The organism is Teredinibacter turnerae T7901, from assembly GCF_000023025.1.
Taxonomy (GTDB): Bacteria; Pseudomonadota; Gammaproteobacteria; order Pseudomonadales; family Cellvibrionaceae; genus Teredinibacter; species Teredinibacter turnerae_B.
Genome location: NC_012997.1, coordinates 3177488 through 3198553, shown reverse-complemented (window position 1 = coordinate 3198553; position 21066 = coordinate 3177488). Strand labels below are relative to the sequence as shown.

Genomic DNA, 21066 nt, shown 5'->3' with positions numbered 1-21066 from the left:
ATTGGGAGGTTGCTTCCTCGTGAAAACTGATCGCTTTCCACTAACACTCTCACAAATCGATATATATTTTAATCAACTCCACAATCCAGATAACCCTTTGTATAACGTAGGCGGTTACATTCGTTTACCTGCTGTTGATCGAATCCGTTTGTCCGAGGCTCATGCATCTCTAGTTCGTAGTCATGACGCATTTGGTGTTCGTATTTACCCAGATATTGATGGTGTTAGCCAATATATCAGCGAGGTGCGTACGCATAAGCTACAGTTCCTCGACCTAAGCGCTGAATCGAATTCAATAGAGGCAGCGCAAAATTACGTGAACGATTTTTTCGAAACGCCTATGCCGTTTACGGAATCAGAGTTGTTTCGAGCTTGGCTATTAAAGATAGCGGAGGATGAGTATTGGTATGTCGGTCTCGCACACCACCTGTGTATGGATGGTTTTGGGTTTGCAAATTGGGCTAAAGAACTTGGACTACTATACGATAATGAGCAAAATGAATTGCGCCAACCGATATCGATTAAGGAGTTGGTGCTAGACGATATATCCTACATGGAAGGTGCACGTTGTAAAAAGGATAAAGAATATTGGTCCGCTAAAAAAATCGATCGTAAAGAAGACTATTTTCCGATAAAACCTGTTGTTGTAGATAATAAATCTATTAGAAGTGGTCGTATAACAAAACGCTTGGATATTCAACAAGTCGCACAGGTACAAAATCTAGCGGAAAAACTGAATGTTGGAATTCATGTTATTTATCTGTCCTTATTTGCCATATATTTAGGGCGGATGTATGGTTTGCGCGAAGTAATCATAGGTATCCCAGTACACAATAGAAGGGGGTTTGCACAAAAAAATATGCTTGGAGTGATGGCAAATATTACTCCGTTGAAAGTTGTGGTTGAGCTTAGTCAACCTTTCGATAGTTTTGTTAAATACGTAAGCGACCTTCAAAAACGTGATTATCGGCACCAGCGGTATCCTATGGGTCACATCTCTCGCGATTCAGGTGTTGGGCATGACATTGGAGGCTTGTATAAATCGGTATTTAATTATTTAGCCTTGGATAGTGAGTTGAATATAGGTGGTTCAGATTGTGAGTTGGTATATTGCCCACACAACCACGAAAAGAATCCCTTGATGTTCACACTCTGGCGGTACGCTGCGGGCGATGTATTTGTCCACCTTGATTACAATCATCAATATTTATCAAGTGCGGAAATTGAAAACCTCTGGGCCTGCCTAGAACAGGCGTCTATCAGTGTTAGTGCAAACGATGCGCTGCCGCTTAGTGAGATCGAATTTCTTAATGCTGAGTCTCTGAGTATACTTAAAAAATATTCGATTGCGCCCAAGATTCCGTGTAATACCTTTCTGGAAATCCAACAGTCTTTTGATTATTGGGCGAAGAGTACGCCCCGAGAAATTGCCGTAAAGTCGAAAGGGGAGCATCTCACTTACGAGCAACTGGGTATTCAATCGGACATGCTGGCATCGCAGCTCTATGAGCTCGGGCTAAAAGACAACGAAGCGGTGGGCATCTGTCTCTCACGCGACTTGACTCTGCCTGTGGCTATCTTGGCCGTATTAAAAGCTGGAGCGGCTTACGTCGCTCTCGATCCGGCTTATCCTATTGATCGACTGAAATATATTGTGAACGACGCGTCTATCAGATTTGTAATATCAAGACCTTCCATTTCTGTTGTTTATCAGCTCGGTGTAGACACAATTCTTAATCCGGATGATCTCGATTCTAAACCAGCACGAAGTGGTGACAAGGACCCTGCAGCCACATATCATCTCGAGCGCTCCTATAAAGCAAATAATCTCGCCTATATTCTATATACCTCGGGTTCGACAGGCTATCCAAAGGGTGTGCTCATTGAGCACAAAAGCGTGATCGCATTGCTAGAGTGGGTTAAAAGCGCCTTTTCTCAGAATGAGCTGCGTGATGTTTTATGTAGTACGTCCATAAACTTTGATCTGTTCGTTTTTGAGTTTTGGGCTGCCCTGGGCACCGGAAACCAGCTTACGCTGGTAGACAACCTGTTCGATATTCTCGAATTCACCAATCTAACTCCTACGCTCATTAACACTGTGCCTAGCGCGATAGCGGCTGTGGTGGAGAAAACGATGTTAATGGAAACCGTTGCGACGGTGAACATTGCAGGCGAACCGCTTAAAAGGTCGCTCGTAAATACCTTATTTGAACGGTCCAGGGCAAGTCGGATACTTAATCTTTATGGGCCGTCAGAAGACACCACATACAGCACCTTTGCTGTCTTTGAAAACAAGTTAGAGGTTGAGCCTACGATTGGAAAGCCAATAGCGAATGGTGAGGCTTTCGTGATCGATAACGGCGGTCAGTTGTGTCCGGTTGGTGTAACTGGCGAGCTTTTCTTGTCCGGTACTGGATTAGCGCGTGGGTACCTGAATAAGCCAGACCTAAATTACGAAAAATTCGTAGATGTAGCGCTGCTCGGGCAGTCTCGTCGATGCTACAAAACTGGCGATTTGGCGCGATGGAATTCTGATGGTCAGCTAGAATTCCTGGGAAGAGTGGACCACCAAGTCAAAATACGTGGATATCGAATTGAGCTTGGAGATATTGATAGCGTTCTACAAAGAAGTGATCTTGTGAGCGATATCGTTACTGTCGCAGTTGATGAGGCAAGTAAATTAGTTACGTATTTTGTACCTAGATCGAAAGTCGATAGTGACTATGCTATAGATGCGGAGTTGAGAAAACTGGTAGAGCAGTACCTGCCCGCTTATATGATGCCCGCCTTTTTTTTTAGATTAAATTCTCTCCCCCTAACACCTAACGGAAAGATAGATCGTAAAGCCTTACCTGCGGTGGATCTAAGTTCATCTTTGGGATCTACTGGTGAAAAGCCACGCACGTCGCGGGAGAATCTTATCGCGAGCAGCTGGAGTAAAGTGTTGGGTATTCCGCTCGATACAGTGGATATCGACAAAGACTTTTTTGAAGCGGGTGGTGACTCCATTATTGCTTTGCAGTTTGTTGCCAAGTGTAAAGAATCCGGTCTCCAGATAAATTTGCAGGATATCTTTAGACGCAAAACTATACGGAAATTGGCTGCTCTCGCTACAAAAAAACAGGCGTTTGAATCGGCTGCAAGCTTGCCTAGCGAAGGTGAGCAACAATTGCTACCTATTCAATCATTACTTTTTCGGGATGAAGTACACTCGATACGTAGTTTCAACCATTACGTGACCTTGAAAATCGATGTGCCGGTAACGCTGGCAAAAATTAAGCGTATTGTCAACCTATTAATAGGAATGCACGATGTTTTTCGCCTGGATTTCGTGAATGATGATAAAGGTTGGAGTTCGCGTTACCTTCCTACAGAAGAGATAGATGTAGATAGTCATATAGCTTTTTATCAAATAACCCCGCCACTTGCCGGTGGCGATAAGCGCCAAAGAATCGCAAAAGTAATAAAAGAGCAAAACCGCGCAGTTGATTTGCTGCGAAAGAATCTTTTTAAATTTGTACTCATTGATGACGCGCGCCATAGTTACCTTTCTATTATTTGTCATCACCTGATTGTCGACGGCGTCTCTTGGCGTATTCTAACTTCTGATATTGAGCAAATTCTTCAAAATAATGAGCTCAATGATATTGTTAAAAATTACCAGATATCAACCTACCAAAGCTGGGCTGAGCTGTTATGGGGAGACAAATCCAGCGCAATATTTTTGGCCGAAAAGCCATACTGGATATCCCAGTTGGATAGCGCAATTGTTCGGATGCACTGTGCACAACCAGGGCGGTCTACTAAGCACTTATCTACACGCAAACATCGTTGGAGAATGCCCCTAGAACAGGCCAGTAGTGTGTTCGCTGTTGTATTCGAGCGATTTCGTTGTGAAGCGCATCATTTGTTGCTAGCCGCTATTCTGTTATCGCTGCATCGTTGGTCATCGCAGTCTGCCTTTTGCGTTGGCCTTGAATCGCATGGTCGCAATTCGCTACTGGATAATGAATACGAACCCAGCACTATAGTTGGTTGGTTTACCAGTTTTCATAAGCATGTTCTTAGACTGCCAGACTGTTGCCAGTATGAAGATGTACTTTTGTACACTAAAGAAGTACTTCGAAAAATTCCCAATGGTGGAATTGGCTACGGCGTTTTAACGGAAATCATTAAAGACGAGGAATTTCGTATACTCGATGCTGAAACGCCTGTCGATCTTTTGTTTAATTACCTCGGCCGGATGGATCAGGCTTTCGCGAGGAGTACCGAAATAAGTCTTGATGCTGACTTAAGTGGATATTATGTAGATCCACAACGCAACAGAGATTGCTTGTTGGGATTTAATGGCATGATAGCTGGCGGGGAACTCTTCTTTGATATTGATTATTCATCTGAGGAATTTTCTGAGCAGGACGTGAAGTGTATTGCAGATGAGTTCAGTAATGTCTTATTTGAGTTTGGTTCTTTAGGGCTTGCTAAAGATTTGCCGCGTTATTCTCCAAGTGATTTTCCGGCTGCCCGCGTAAATCAGACGCAGCTTGATTATTGGGTTGAGGAATACGGTAATATTTCGGATATATATCCCGCTACGAAGACACAGAAAGGAATGCTTTATCATAGTAGTGTCGACGCGGGTGCCTACATTACGCAAATTGTTCTTCGTTTTAGTAAGGATCTGCATCCAGCCCTTTTCAAAAACGCCTGGAATGATATCGTCAAAAAGTACGCGGTTTTTCGTACCCGTTTTTCCGTTGACTACCTCAATCAGATTGTTTTGCTAGAAGATGACGTTTGTTGGGAGGAGGTTTGTGACAGGTCGAATAGTATTGCTGCCGATACGATTTTGCATCGAGATAAAAAATCGATTGAAGATGGTTCAATTACGCCCTTAGTAAGATTTACTTTGGTTCAAAAGGGCGATTGTTGGGAGTTTTTCTGGACGTTTCACCATGCTATTTTAGATGGTTGGTCGGTTGCGCTTGTATTGTCGGATCTCTACCTATTTTATCGTGATTATAAAAATGAAAGAGTCCCTAAGCTAACTGAAAAGTATTCTTATAAGAATATAATTCTTTGGCTCAATGCTCGGTCGACTGCTGATTCAGTAGCCTATTGGAAAAAACAACTTAATCAGTTTGAACACCCTTCAACGTTTAGCTTTGAAAAGCCAATACGCACCACAAGTACGGCGGCTATATCAGACGAGGTATCGATCAGGTTGAATGCCGAGCAGGGTATGGTTCTAGCTAAGTTTGCCAAGTCGGCAAAGGTGAGTTTGAGTAGCGTTTATAAAGCTGCTTGGTCAATATTACTTGCTCGCCTGGGGGGCGACATGTGTGTATCTTTCGGTGAGACTCATTCGGGTCGAAATATATCCATCGAAGGTGCTGAAAGTGTTGTAGGGCTTTTATTAAATACCGTGCCGGTTATTGTCGATGTTCAATTGTCCTCAAGTTTAGAGAGTTTTCTTCGGTGCGTGCATGAAGATAGCCTGATTCGACAGGAACATTCGCATTTACCCCTGATCGATATCATGAGTTGTTCCCCAAAACCTGGCACTGCACTATTTGATACAGTTATTGTTTTTGAGAATTATCCGTTAGACGAGTTATTATTTGAGAAAAACAATGAGTTGAATATTTTAGATTTCAAGGCTTATGAAAGCACACACTACGGATTAACAGTTCAAATTTATCCGGGTGATTCACCAGAAATCTGTCTAAAGTTTAATTCATCGCGATACGATGCGCTGCGGATGTCACAGTTATTACGCTATTTTGTGAGTCTGCTGCGTGTATTTCCAAATGCCGTCGATCAATCTATTGGAGATATTCGCTACCTCGAGGACGAGCTGTATCAGAAAATTCTTAACACTTGGGGTAGGGGTTATTCGCTTAATTTAATATCAGCTGAAAAATTAGATACGCATATTTATCGTCTTTTCGAAAAACACGCAGAAACGCAACCGACGTTACCGGCCCTCGTTATGGGCGATACCCAGGTCAGTTACGCTACATTGAACGCGCGAGCCAATCAGGTAGCGCACGCGCTCATTTATCAAGGTATCGTACCGGGCCAGCGAGTGGGATTGTGTGCGGAACGCAGTCCGGACATGATCATCGGTTTATTAGGTGTGTTAAAAGCCGGTGGTGCCTATGTGCCGCTGGATCCGCAATACCCCGTTCAGCGGTTGCAGTTTATGTGTGAGGATGCAGACCTTTCAGCGGTGATCTGCCAGCGCCAACTTGCTGATCATCCGGCGCTGAAGCCTTACAATATTATTTTTGTTGACGAGCCTGCTTACGCCTCAACCTATCCGGAGAGTAATCCCAATGTGCCAGTCCAGGCAGAGGGTCCTGCTTATATCATTTACACGTCGGGTTCCACAGGAACCCCAAAAGGGGCGTTGCTCGCGCACCGGGGCTTAACGAACCTGGCACTGCAACTGCGGGGACAGTTGAATGTTGGCCCACAAAGTCGGGTTTTACAATTTGCCTCAATCTCTTTCGATGCTGCGACCTTCGAATGGACGCTGGCACTGTGCTCGGGTGCGCAACTGCATTTAGTTAGCGCAGAAGCTGCCGCTACCCCGGCGTTATTGGATCAGGCGGTGGCAAGCGCACAAATAACTCATGCGTTGCTACCGCCCATCTTATTACCGCTGTTGGATCGGCAGGCGTGGGCGAGTGTGACTTGCCTGTTGATCGGTGGGGATACCTGTCCCCAAGTCTTGGCCGATACCTGGAGTGACGGTAGGACGTTATATAACGCGTATGGCCCGTCAGAAGCGACCGTCATCTGTACCCTTGGTCAATACCGTGCAGGTCAAGCGGAGCTCCATATTGGCAGACCGTTGGGCCTCTGTCAGGTGTATGTACTGGATGAACGAGGCCACCCGGTGCCGGAAGGGGTTGAAGGCGAGCTGTATGTCGGTGGTGTTGGGGTGGCGATGGGGTACGTCAACCGGCCGGAATTGACGGCGCAGCGTTTTGTTGAACCGGCGGTGCTCGACTACCTTGATGAGCGATTAAGATCGCCCTTGTATCGTACCGGAGATCGGGTGAAGTGGTTGGCCGATGGCAACCTCGCCTATCTCGGGCGGGTCGACAACCAGGTGAAAATTCGCGGTTTTAGGGTGGAGCCCTCCGAAGTTGCAAATCATCTGATAGCCGCGGATTTTATCGATGATGCTGCCGTCACTGTCGAGGGAGAAGGGCTCAATAAACACTTGGCTTGTTATGTTGTTCCAAACAGAATCGCTATGTCCGAATGGGTTCTGTCTGAAGCTAAACATAGTTTTGTCCAGAATGTTAAAGTGGAATTAGCACATGCTTTCCCGGAATACATGATCCCAACCCATTATGCTGTGCTTGACTGCATACCTATTTCGCCAAACGGAAAACTGGATAGAAAGGCACTGCCAGAGGCAGATGTGCTACCGGCAAACGACGTGTTTGAAGCTCCGGAGACTGAGATTGAGTTAGAAATTGCGGCTCTTTGGTCTCAGCTCCTGGAGATAGACGGCGATATCGATAGGAACACCTCTTTTTTTGAGATTGGAGGTAATTCTCTTAGTGCGGCACAAATTGTTGGTCTCATTAACCAAAATTTGCGAGTAGTAATTTCCATTAAACAGTTTTTTGAGCACCCAACAATTAAATTACTCGGTGAGCAGGTCTGTGGTAGTCGACCTTCGATTTCGCAGCCAATTAGCTTGGTGGATAGAACGCAGCCGCTGAAACTTTCGCCTGCACAGCAACGGCTTTGGCTGGTAGATCGAATCAGCGGCGGCAGCCCGCAGTACAACATTGGTGCTTCGCTGGAGTTATCCGGCGTAATAGATATAGCAGCGCTTGAGCATTCTTTCCGGACGATTATTCAACGGCACGAGGTGCTTCGAACTGTCTATCAATCGAACGCAGTAGCGCAACAAATTTCTATCAGTCAACGCGATATGCAACCGGCTTATCAATGTATCAGGCAGGATTTTGAATACCGTATGGGGGTAACGGATTTAAGGGGAAAAAATACTTCTGCTGAAGAGATTAGTGTGAAGACTCGCATTAAGCAGCAGCTTGAACAGCCTTTTGATCTAACCGACGACTTGGTGGTAAGAACACATTTTATTTGGTTAGAGGAGAGGTTTGGGATTCTCGTTTTTACAGTGCACCATATCGCAGCCGATGGCTGGTCCATCAACATACTTGCGCAAGAGTTTACCCAGTTATATTCGAATTACGTAAGCGGCCGCGTTATAGAGCTAGAAAGCCTCGACATCCAATATGCTGACTATGCGCACTGGCAAGCATCAGAATACGAGAACGCAGATTCTTTGGACTATTGGCTGCACACGATTCAAGGCGTACCTCCGATTCATAGTTTACCGGTCACCAAAGTATTCGGCGCTACTGGCACTTCGGCAGCCACCTATCAACAGACAATTCCTAAGGAATCGTTGTTGCTACTAGAGCGCTTGAGCGAGCGGGAAAATATAACACTTTTCACTATTTTACAGACGATTTTTGCGCTTACTCTAGCTCGTTTTGCTGGTGTAAATGATATTGTAGTTGGAGCCCCAGTTGCGAATCGAGAACGTGCCGAACTGAGTAGATTGGTTGGATTTTTCGTCAATACTGTCGTCCTACGAAATAAAATAAATATCGATTTGTCTTTCATCGAACTACTTCACAACTCCAGGGATATGGTCGTTAATGCGCTCGATCATCAACAGGTATCGTTTGATAAAATTGTTGAAGTGTTAAATCCGGAAAGGGTCAATACGCACGCACCGCTCGTGCAAGTAATATTTGCGTTGCAAGAGGATTATGGCAAACATTTGTCGATGCCAGGTATCGACATCAGTATTAATGAATACAGGAACAGTCTCGCGAAATACGATTTAATTCTCAATGTGCAGCGCAAAAGCGACATTCTGGTTGCCAGCTGGGAATATAGGACCGATATCTTTTCCAAAGATTTAGTTGAAAGGTTGGGCGGTTATTTTTCTAATCTGATAGGCGCACTTTCAGCAGATATTTATGCACCTATAAAAAGCTGTATTCTGTTTCAACCATCGGAGCCGACAGGATATGAATTGGATGATGGGTTTTATCCTGGCGAAGCCTTGGCGTCACTTCTTCGCCAATGCAGTAATTTGTTGTGGTTAGCTGATGAGTCTCACTACCCCGTGCCGGAGGGCGCTTATGGCGAGGTCATCATTGATGGGAGAGTCAATTCCTGCGGTCATGCGCATTTATTGGCTAACGCGACGAATAAGTTGTCGGTCTTCACCCTACCTTCCGATAAAACAAAACAAGGCTACGCGACAGGTTTAATTGGGCGTATTTCCGAGCAAGGTAAGTTGGTACTGCTGTGCCATAAAAGTAGTTATGTTTTGATGCGCGGTGTTCGAACGTGTTTGGATACACTCGAGGAGTGCTATACGAACGACACCCCTGCCGTGAGCGCGCGCTACATCTTTACTGAATCACGACCGCAACCCGATTCTCATCAGGCTCCGTCAGAGGGCCATGGTGTTATTCCTATAGTTTGCATCGAGCTGGTTGACTCGGTAGCTTCTGACGGCTTTTCCGAAGATAAAAATTTGGCTTTACAGGAGCTATTGCTTGAAATACACCAAACCGTAAGCCGTAAATTGTCTCCACATTGTTTGCCCGAGGGTTATGTGGTTGGTGCGTGGCCGGATATCCACACTGAAGTGCACCTGGACGATCCTGTGAATGGCTCCATTATTTGGTTGGAGCAACTGAAATCATTTCCTCCTCAGAATACTACAGAGATTCAGTTAGCCGAGATCTGGTGCGATCTTTTGTGTTGCCAGATCCCCGGCCGAAACAGTCACTTTTTCGCATTGGGCGGCAATTCACTGACACTGGTTCGTTTAGAGTTCGCGATCCTCGAAGGTTTTAGCGTTGCTGTAAGTATTGGTGAATTGTTTAGTCACCCCACGCTTTCCGAGCAGGCGCGTCTGATTCACGAAAAAGAACAGTTGGCCGCATTACCGCAAATTGCCCGATTACCGCAAAATGTTCCAGCGCCCTTGTCCTATGCTCAGCAGCGCCTGTGGTTTCTGGATAAAATGGACGGGCAAAGTGCGCAGTACAACATGCCTCTGGCGTTGCGGATTGCGGGCAAGCTCGACTCTGCCGCCTTGCAATTTGCCTTGCAGCAAGTCATCGAACGCCACGAAGTGCTGCGCACCTCTTACCACAGCAATAGTCAAGGTGATCCAATATTACACCTGCGCGATAGTATCGCTTTTACTCTGCGCCTTGAAGACGTTAGCCTCCGTGAAAGTGGTGAACGCGAGGCAGCTGTCAAAGCCTATATCGATGCTGACGCGCGGCGGCCATTTGACCTCAGTCGCGATCTTATGCTGCGCGGTGCACTTATCAAAGTGGGTGAGGATGATCATGTCCTGTCTTTGGCGGTACATCATATCGCGGCGGACGGTTGGTCGGTTGGTCTCATACTCGATGAGTTTGTCGCCCTCTACCAGGATGCCGTTGAAGGTCGCAGCCCCAGCTTAGCGCCGCTAAAAATTCAGTATTCAGATTTTGCCCATTGGCAACGGGAGCTATTGGCTGACGAAAAATATCTTGCGCCCCAGCTGGATTATTGGAAGTCACGTTTGCACGGTGCGCCACCCGTACATGGACTACCTTTGGATAAACCGCGCCCGGAAGTTGCTACCTTTAATGGTGCTGTCCATCATCAGCAGTTGGGACGGCAGCTGAAAGAACAACTCAACGCCCTTTGTCTGGCCAGTGATAGTACATTGTTTATGGTGCTGGATGCGGCCTTTGCGGTATTGCTTTCACGCTTCAGTCGCGAGTCCGATATTGTCATTGGGACGCCGATCGCCAATCGCAGTCACAGTGATATCAGTGAACTCATTGGATTTTTTGTCAACACCCTGGTGTTGCGCCACACCATTGATTTAGGGCAGAGTTTCCGGGATTTTCTCGCAGACGTAAGAACACTCGCATTAGAAGCATACGAACACCAACATGTGCCCTTTGAGATGCTGGTGGAATCGTTGGACGTTACCCGTAGTAGCCGTCACAGTCCGGTATTCCAAATTATGTTTGTTTTACAAAATGCGGAATCGGGAGACTTAACTTTACCGGGCTTATCGATTACGCCTTTAGAGCAGGCGCATACGGTCGCCAAATTCGATTTAACCTTAAGTATAAAAGAGACGGCGCAAGGGTTAAGTGTTGCCTGGGAATACAATACCGATTTGTTTGGTCCCGATACTATTGCTCAGTTGGCAAATAGCTTCGATATGCTATTGCAGCATGTTGTTGCTAACCCCGATGAGTCTGTATCCCGTTTGAATCTGGTGTCTGAGAGTCATGCGTTTAAACTGCTTGAGCAATGGAGTAACAATGGCATTCGTTTTTCTCACCAAGAAGATAATGCTGCGTTTACATCCGTATATTCACGTTTTTCGGACGTTGTAATATCGTGTCCTACAGCAATAGCTATTATAGATAATGGCCGGACAACCAGCTACCGTGAACTGGATGATTTGGCTAGCGTTACTGCCTCGCGTATTCGTCAGCGCGAGTTGCAGCATAAATCAAGAATTGGTGTATTTTGCGATCGCTCTGTGGATATGGTCGCAGGTATTCTTGCGATACTGAAATCTAACGCAACGTACGTTCCGCTTTTACCTGACCTCCCTGATGCGCGTCTTGAATTTATTGCAAAAGACGCTGACCTCGACCTGGTTGTTATCGATAAGAATAATGCCGAAAGAGCTTTGGCACTATTTAACAATACTTTGTTAATAAATGATGCTCGTGTCCAACCAAATGATACTTTGGATGAGGGGCGTGTATTGCCAGCGCTGACGAAACAGGCGAATGATGGTCTCGCTTATATCATTTATACATCTGGGTCAACAGGTGTGCCCAAGGGCGTGGGTATTACTCATGATAATTTATCCTCCTATATTGAATATGCTATTGAAACGTACAACCCAAAAAAATACACCAGTGTGGTTAGCACTTCCATTAGTTTCGATGCAACAGTAACAAGTCTACTGGTGCCATTATTCTCTGGGGGAACAATAGAGCTCGTCTCTGATCAGGGGAATCACGAACTTGAAAATCTTGCTGCGCTTATACAACGAGCTGACACTCCATTGTTACTTAAGCTGACTCCTGCGCATCTTCATGCACTCGAGGCACTGCTGGATGGGTTTTCCTCAGAAATACCGCACTTGCTGGTGGTTGGTGGAGAGCAACTTTACTCGAAAACACTGATTTTCTGGCGAAAACATATTTTAGTTACGAGTACGTTTGTTAACGAGTATGGCCCGACAGAAGCTACCGTTGGTTGCAGTACATTTTTTGTGGCTGGCGACGCTGATCTAGCTCTTTTACCGCTGGCAGTTCCAATCGGTAAACCCATAGATAGTGCGCGCCTCTATGTTCTGGATTCAGAACTCAAATTATTGCCAGCCGGAGCCATTGGTGAACTTTATATCGTGGGGAAAGGCGTCTCGCCGGGATATGTAAATCGTGCTGAACTCACCAGCGAGAGATTTATCAATATACGTCTTAGTGATGGTAATCCGCAGAGGGCATACCGCACAGGAGATCTGGTGCGCTGGGGTGCAGATGGTAATTTACAGTATCAAGGGCGCATCGATGAGCAAGTTAAAATACGTGGTTATCGCATTGAGCTGGGGGAAGTGGAAACTGTATTGCGGGCGATGGAAATTGTTGACGATGCTGCTGTTGTGGCGAGGGATGAGCCGAGCAGACTTGTAGCCTTTGTTGAACCTAAAAGTACCGATGACAAATCGACAAAAAATACAGAAATATTAAAGCGACTGCGCGCACTTTTGCCATCTTATATGGTGCCTGACATTGTTGTGCTGATGGAACATCTGCCATTGACAGCGAACGGTAAAGTGGACCGTATATTTCTCCGTCAAATGGAAGTTGAATTTGCATCCGAAGTCGCCTACGAAGCGCCGCATACTGAAATTGAAATTATGCTATGCGAGCTTTGTTGTGAGTTGTTATCTATTAAGAATATTGGAATTCATGATAATTTTTTCGCACTGGGTGGAAATTCGTTATTGGCGATAAAGCTCATTGCACGGGTAAATGACCAATTTCAGGTATCTATCAATGTTAGCGATATATTTCGTTTACAGACAGTATACGAATTGGCTGAATGGGTAGATGGTGAGAAAAAATTGAATCAAGCGTTGTTGGAGACAGAAGAAACAACCATCGAAGGAGAAGAAGCGTGGGAGATTTAAAATCGATATTATCTGACTTCGTTTCACGCGGGTTCAAATTTGCTGTTAATGGCGATAAGTTGCAAATCAAAGGTGATCTAGACGCTCTGAGTGATTCTGATAAGGAGTTTATTAAGAGCCATAAACAGGCGCTCATTGAATTTATCGCTGAAAGGGACGCCGTACGCAAGAAACATCAAGTAGTTATTCCGCAAGCAAACCGCGACGGTGAATTACCTTTGTCCGTGGCACAGCGAAGGCTTTGGTTTGCTGAGCAGATGGCGATAGATAATGAAGGCCAAAATCGCACTTCACGCTATAACGTTCCTGTTGCATTAGAGTTGACTGGTAAGCTAAATATTGTATGTGTGGAGTATGCGCTAAATACAATCATACAGCGCCATGAAATACTTCGAACTGTCTATCGGAAAAATAGCAGAGGGGAGCCGGTTCAGGCGGTTCTATCAGGTAAAAACATTGAATTCCGCACGGTCGGAAAAGGGCTAAATAAAACCGAGCTTGAGAGAATATTGGCAGAAGAGGCTGCACGTCCTTTTGAGTTGGCTGTTGATCTTATGTTAAGAGCGCTGCTCGTTTCTGTGGGTGCTGACGTGCACATTCTATTGGTTACCATGCACCATATTGCTTCCGATGGGTGGTCCTTAGGTGTTCTCACACAGGAGTTTAGCCATCTCTATAACGCAAAGCTTACGGGCTCCGAGTTTCGTCTTCCTAAATTATCGATCCAGTATGGCGATTTCTCTGCTTGGCAACATCAGCAAATTGCGTCGCAAGAATTTCCGATTGATAAGGAGTTTTGGCAAAAATATCTGGCAGACATGCCACAACTCCACAATCTTCCTTTGGATTACAATCGAAACTCCATACAAGGCGCGATTGGTGCCGTTCATCAAAGCAGGATTTCACCTGAGACTCTTAGAAAATTAAGAAATCTTTGTGTTTCGGAGGGTGTCAGTCTATTCATACTTTTGCAAACTGTTTTTGCGCTCTTGCTGGCAAAATTCAGTCGTAGTAATGATATTGTAGTTGGAACTGTAGTCGCGAACCGGGAGCATCCTCAGCTTGGCGATCTTATTGGTTTTTTTGTCAATACCGTGTTGATTCGTACCCGAATCGATTGGGGGGAGTCGTTTTTCGACTTGTTACGAAAAAATGCCGCAGGTATTAATCAGGTTTTCGATCATAGTACTGATTCATTTGACCTTTTGGTTGATCGTTTTCACTCTGCGTTAAACAGCTCTCATAACCCGCTATTTCAAGTGTTATTCACCGTTGACGAAGGCATAGATTTTACACTAAGACTCGATGACCTTGCTGTACAACCACTCGAACTTCCACAAGATACCGCTAAATTCGAGCTTTCTGTAGCAGTCAGTATCAAGGATGATGCGTTGTCTGTTCAATGGGAGTTCAACAAATCACTATTCAACGAAGACAGTATCTACTGTTTGAGTAGCGCGTTTACTCACTACGTTGCACATTTGGTAGAGTCCCCGGCGTTACCCATTAGCGCGGCTACCATCTCAAAAAACAGCTCGAAGGTGTGCCTCGATAAAGCGGACAGTCAGATTGTCAGTTGTTTACACGATCAATACGGTACTGATCTTGATTTTTATACACAGGTTGCGTACTTGTTAGATGAATCTCGACTACCGGTTTTAGAGGGGGCATCGGGTTCGTTATGGCTCCCTGAATCTATTGTCGCGAAGCATACCAATTTGAAAGTTGGCGCTGAGGAAATCAACCCTAACGACGAGCGAGTCTGTCTTGTGGACACAGGTATTTTGGCGCGGTTGATGCCCGGTGGAGCGCTAAGTTATAAAGGGCTAACCTCAGAGCACGCTATCGTTGATGGCTACCCAGTCAATTTTGCTGACATTACACCTTTTGTGCTTGCCCACCCATTAGTTGAAAACGCGTTTATCCGAACAGGTACTCCGACCAATACGTTGTCTGCGGCAGAGAAGTTGATTTTATATGTGCTCCCTAAAGAGCCAACATCAGTGGACCTACTTGCGCAAGCTGTTTTTTCTAGCTTAAGGGCGTCGTTGCCGAGTTATCTGATGCCCTCGGGTTTATCTGTACTTGAATCGCTAGAAGCGTTTCGCGCGTGTCGTTCAGGCGCGGTGAGCGCCCCCGAGCCGTTTTGGTATGAAATTGTCGCGTATTTGCCCCCTGAACGACCCGAGGAAGTGGCTTTGGCGGCAATCTGGTGCGATCTCTTACAGCTTAACCGGGCCAGTTTAAATGATAATTTTTTCGCGTTAGGCGGCAATTCACTGACACTGGTTCGTTTAGAGTTCGCGATCCTCGAAGGTTTTAGCGTTGCTGTAAGTATTGGTGAATTGTTTAGTCACCCCACGCTTTCCGAGCAGGCGCGTCTGATTCACGAAAAAGAACAGTTGGCCGCATTACCGCAAATTGCCCGATTACCGCAAAATGTTCCAGCGCCCTTGTCCTATGCTCAGCAGCGCCTGTGGTTTCTGGATAAAATGGAAGGGCAAAGTGCGCAGTACAACATGCCTCTGGCGTTGCGGATAACGGGCAAGCTCGACTCTGCCGCCTTGCAATTTGCCTTGCAGCAAGTCATCGAACGCCACGAAGTGCTGCGCGCCTCTTACCACAGCAATAGTCAAGGTGATCCAATATTACAACTGAGCGATAGTATCGCTTTTACTCTGCGCCTTGAAGACGTTAGCCTCCGCGAAAGTGGTGAACGCGAGGCAGCTGTCAAAGCCTATATCGATGCTGACGCGCGGCGGCCATTTGACCTCAGTCGCGATCTTATGCTGCGCGGTGCACTTATCAAACTGGGTGAGGATGATCATGTCCTGTCTTTGGCGGTACATCATATCGCGGCGGACGGTTGGTCGGTTGGTCTCATACTCGATGAGTTTGTCGCCCTCTACCAGGATGCCGTTGAAGGTCGCAGCCCCAGCTTAGCGCCGCTAAAAATTCAGTATTCAGATTTTGCCCATTGGCAACGGGAGCTATTGGCTGACGAAAAATATCTTGCGCCCCAGCTGGATTATTGGAAGTCACGTTTGCACGGTGCGCCACCCGTACATGGACTACCTTTGGATAAACCGCGCCCGGAAGTTGCTACCTTTAATGGTGCTGTCCATCATCAGCAGTTGGGACGGCAGCTGAAAGAACAACTCAACGCCCTTTGTCTGGCCAGTGATAGTACATTGTTTATGGTGCTGGATGCGGCCTTTGCGGTATTGCTTTCACGCTTCAGTCGCGAGTCCGATATTGTCATTGGGACGCCGATCGCCAATCGCAGTCACAGTGATATCAGTGAACTCATTGGATTTTTTGTCAACACCCTGGTGTTGCGCCACACCATTGATTTAGGGCAGAGTTTCCGGGATTTTCTCGCAGACGTAAGAACACTCGCATTAGAAGCATACGAACACCAACATGTGCCCTTTGAGATGCTGGTGGAATCGTTGGACGTTACCCGTAGTAGCCGTCACAGTCCGGTATTCCAAATTATGTTTGTTTTACAAAATGCGGAATCGGGAGACTTAACTTTACCGGGCTTATCGATTACGCCTTTAGAGCAGGCGCATACGGTCGCCAAATTCGATTTAACCTTAAGTATAAAAGAGACGGCGCAAGGGTTAAGTGTTGCCTGGGAATACAATACCGATTTGTTTGGTCCCGATACTATTGCTCAGTTGGCAAATAGCTTCGATATGCTATTGCAGCATGTTGTTGCTAACCCCGATGAGTCTGTATCCCGTTTGAATCTGGTGTCTGAGAGTCATGCGTTTAAACTGCTTGAGCAATGGAGTAACAATGGCATTCGTTTTTCTCACCAAGAAGATAATGCTGCGTTTACATCCGTATATTCACGTTTTTCGGACGTTGTAATATCGTGTCCTACAGCAATAGCTATTATAGATAATGGCCGGACAACCAGCTACCGTGAACTGGATGATTTGGCTAGCGTTACTGCCTCGCGTATTCGTCAGCGCGAGTTGCAGCATAAATCAAGAATTGGTGTATTTTGCGATCGCTCTGTGGATATGGTCGCAGGTATTCTTGCGATACTGAAATCTAACGCAACGTACGTTCCGCTTTTACCTGACCTCCCTGATGCGCGTCTTGAATTTATTGCAAAAGACGCTGACCTCGACCTGGTTGTTATCGATAAGAATAATGCCGAAAGAGCTTTGGCACTATTTAACAATACTTTGTTAATAAATGATGCTCGTGTCCAACCAAATGATACTTTGGATGAGGGGCGTGTATTGCCAGCGCTGACGAAACAGGCGAATGATGGTCTCGCTTATATCATTTATACATCTGGGTCAACAGGTGTGCCCAAGGGCGTGGGTATTACTCATGATAATTTATCCTCCTATATTGAATATGCTATTGAAACGTACAACCCAAAAAAATACACCAGTGTGGTTAGCACTTCCATTAGTTTCGATGCAACAGTAACAAGTCTACTGGTGCCATTATTCTCTGGGGGAACAATAGAGCTCGTCTCTGATCAGGGGAATCACGAACTTGAAAATCTTGCTGCGCTTATACAACGAGCTGACACTCCATTGTTACTTAAGCTGACTCCTGCGCATCTTCATGCACTCGAGGCACTGCTGGATGGGTTTTCCTCAGAAATACCGCACTTGCTGGTGGTTGGTGGAGAGCAACTTTACTCGAAAACACTGATTTTCTGGCGAAAACATATTTTAGTTACGAGTACGTTTGTTAACGAGTATGGCCCGACAGAAGCTACCGTTGGTTGCAGTACATTTTTTGTGGCTGGCGACGCTGATCTAGCTCTTTTACCGCTGGCAGTTCCAATCGGTAAACCCATAGATAGTGCGCGCCTCTATGTTCTGGATTCAGAACTCAAATTATTGCCAGCCGGAGCCATTGGTGAACTTTATATCGTGGGGAAAGGCGTCTCGCCGGGATATGTAAATCGTGCTGAACTCACCAGCGAGAGATTTATCAATATACGTCTTAGTGATGGTAATCCGCAGAGGGCATACCGCACAGGAGATCTGGTGCGCTGGGGTGCAGATGGTAATTTACAGTATCAAGGGCGCATCGATGAGCAAGTTAAAATACGTGGTTATCGCATTGAGCTGGGGGAAGTGGAAACTGTATTGCGGGCGATGGAAATTGTTGACGATGCTGCTGTTGTGGCGAGGGATGAGCCGAGCAGACTTGTAGCCTTTGTTGAACCTAAAAGTACCGATGACAAATCGACAAAAAATACAGAAATATTAAAGCGACTGCGCGCACTTTTGCCATCTTATATGGTGCCTGACATTGTTGTGCTGATGGAACATCTGCCATTGACAGCGAACGGTAAAGTGGACCGTATATTTCTCCGTCAAATGGAAGTTGAATTTGCATCCGAAGTCGCCTACGAAGCGCCGCATACTGAAATTGAAATTATGCTATGCGAGCTTTGTTGTGAGTTGTTATCTATTAAGAATATTGGAATTCATGATAATTTTTTCGCACTGGGTGGAAATTCGTTATTGGCGATAAAGCTCATTGCACGGGTAAATGACCAATTTCAGGTATCTATCAATGTTAGCGATATATTTCGTTTACAGACAGTATACGAATTGGCTGAATGGGTAGATGGTGAGAAAAAATTGAATCAAGCGTTGTTGGAGACAGAAGAAACAACCATCGAAGGAGAAGAAGCGTGGGAGATTTAAAATCGATATTATCTGACTTCGTTTCACGCGGGTTCAAATTTGCTGTTAATGGCGATAAGTTGCAAATCAAAGGTGATCTAGACGCTCTGAGTGATTCTGATAAGGAGTTTATTAAGAGCCATAAACAGGCGCTCATTGAATTTATCGCTGAAAGGGACGCCGTACGCAAGAAACATCAAGTAGTTATTCCGCAAGCAAACCGCGACGGTGAATTACCTTTGTCCGTGGCACAGCGAAGGCTTTGGTTTGCTGAGCAGATGGCGATAGATAATGAAGGCCAAAATCGCACTTCACGCTATAACGTTCCTGTTGCATTAGAGTTGACTGGTAAGCTAAATATTGTATGTGTGGAGTATGCGCTAAATACAATCATACAGCGCCATGAAATACTTCGAACTGTCTATCGGAAAAATAGCAGAGGGGAGCCGGTTCAGGCGGTTCTATCAGGTAAAAACATTGAATTCCGCACGGTCGGAAAAGGGCTAAATAAAACCGAGCTTGAGAGAATATTGGCAGAAGAGGCTGCACGTCCTTTTGAGTTGGCTGTTGATCTTATGTTAAGAGCGCTGCTCGTTTCTGTGGGTGCTGACGTGCACATTCTATTGGTTACCATGCACCATATTGCTTCCGATGGGTGGTCCTTAGGTGTTCTCACACAGGAGTTTAGCCATCTCTATAACGCAAAGCTTACGGGCTCCGAGTTTCGTCTTCCTAAATTATCGATCCAGTATGGCGATTTCTCTGCTTGGCAACATCAGCAAATTGCGTCGCAAGAATTTCCGATTGATAAGGAGTTTTGGCAAAAATATCTGGCAGACATGCCACAACTCCACAATCTTCCTTTGGATTACAATCGAAACTCCATACAAGGCGCGATTGGTGCCGTTCATCAAAGCAGGATTTCACCTGAGACTCTTAGAAAATTAAGAAATCTTTGTGTTTCGGAGGGTGTCAGTCTATTCATACTTTTGCAAACTGTTTTTGCGCTCTTGCTGGCAAAATTCAGTCGTAGTAATGATATTGTAGTTGGAACTGTAGTCGCGAACCGGGAGCATCCTCAGCTTGGCGATCTTATTGGTTTTTTTGTCAATACCGTGTTGATTCGTACCCGAATCGATTGGGGGGAGTCGTTTTTCGACTTGTTACGAAAAAATGCCGCAGGTATTAATCAGGTTTTCGATCATAGTACTGATTCATTTGACCTTTTGGTTGATCGTTTTCACTCTGCGTTAAACAGCTCTCATAACCCGCTATTTCAAGTGTTATTCACCGTTGACGAAGGCATAGATTTTACACTAAGACTCGATGACCTTGCTGTACAACCACTCGAACTTCCACAAGATACCGCTAAATTCGAGCTTTCTGTAGCAGTCAGTATCAAGGATGATGCGTTGTCTGTTCAATGGGAGTTCAACAAATCACTATTCAACGAAGACAGTATCTACTGTTTGAGTAGCGCGTTTACTCACTACGTTGCACATTTGGTAGAGTCCCCGGCGTTACCCATTAGCGCGGCTACCATCTCAAAAAACAGCTCGAAGGTGTGCCTCGATAAAGCGGACAGTCAGATTGTCAGTTGTTTACACGATCAATACGGTACTGATCTTGATTTTTATACACAGGTTGCGTACTTGTTAGATGAATCTCGACTACCGGTTTTAGAGGGGGCATCGGGTTCGTTATGGCTCCCTGAATCTATTGTCGCGAAGCATACCAATTTGAAAGTTGGCGCTGAGGAAATCAACCCTAACGACGAGCGAGTCTGTCTTGTGGACACAGGTATTTTGGCGCGGTTGATGCCCGGTGGAGCGCTAAGTTATAAAGGGCTAACCTCAGAGCACGCTATCGTTGATGGCTACCCAGTCAATTTTGCTGACATTACACCTTTTGTGCTTGCCCACCCATTAGTTGAAAACGCGTTTATCCGAACAGGTACTCCGACCAATACGTTGTCTGCGGCAGAGAAGTTGATTTTATATGTGCTCCCTAAAGAGCCAACATCAGTGGACCTACTTGCGCAAGCTGTTTTTTCTAGCTTAAGGGCGTCGTTGCCGAGTTATCTGA

3 protein-coding genes (1 of these 3 running past the window's edge) are annotated in these 21066 nt (G+C 45.7%); all 3 read left to right on the top strand.

The window, feature by feature from the left end; all coding sequences use genetic code 11:
- Positions 1 to 19 precede the first annotated feature (19 nt).
- Tightly spaced (each overlapping or abutting the next), the 3 genes in view from TERTU_RS12635 to TERTU_RS12625 form a layout consistent with a single transcriptional unit that may run on beyond the window.
- Entirely contained in the window at positions 20 to 13306 is a 13287-nt protein-coding gene (locus TERTU_RS12635) for a non-ribosomal peptide synthetase (protein ID WP_041590236.1), read from the top strand.
- Positions 13294 to 19002 (top strand): non-ribosomal peptide synthetase, encoded by a 5709-nt coding sequence (locus tag TERTU_RS12630; RefSeq protein WP_041590235.1) that lies wholly within the window; start codon positions 13294 to 13296, stop codon positions 19000 to 19002. The genes TERTU_RS12635 and TERTU_RS12630 overlap by 13 nt, the downstream gene beginning before the upstream one ends.
- Positions 18990 to 21066: the 5' portion of a non-ribosomal peptide synthase/polyketide synthase gene (locus TERTU_RS12625; RefSeq protein ID WP_015817883.1), read on the top strand. It continues 20264 nt past the right edge of the window; 2077 of the gene's 22341 nt are visible here — the first part of the coding sequence; it begins with the start codon at positions 18990 to 18992; its stop codon lies beyond the right edge, outside the window. The genes TERTU_RS12630 and TERTU_RS12625 overlap by 13 nt, the downstream gene beginning before the upstream one ends.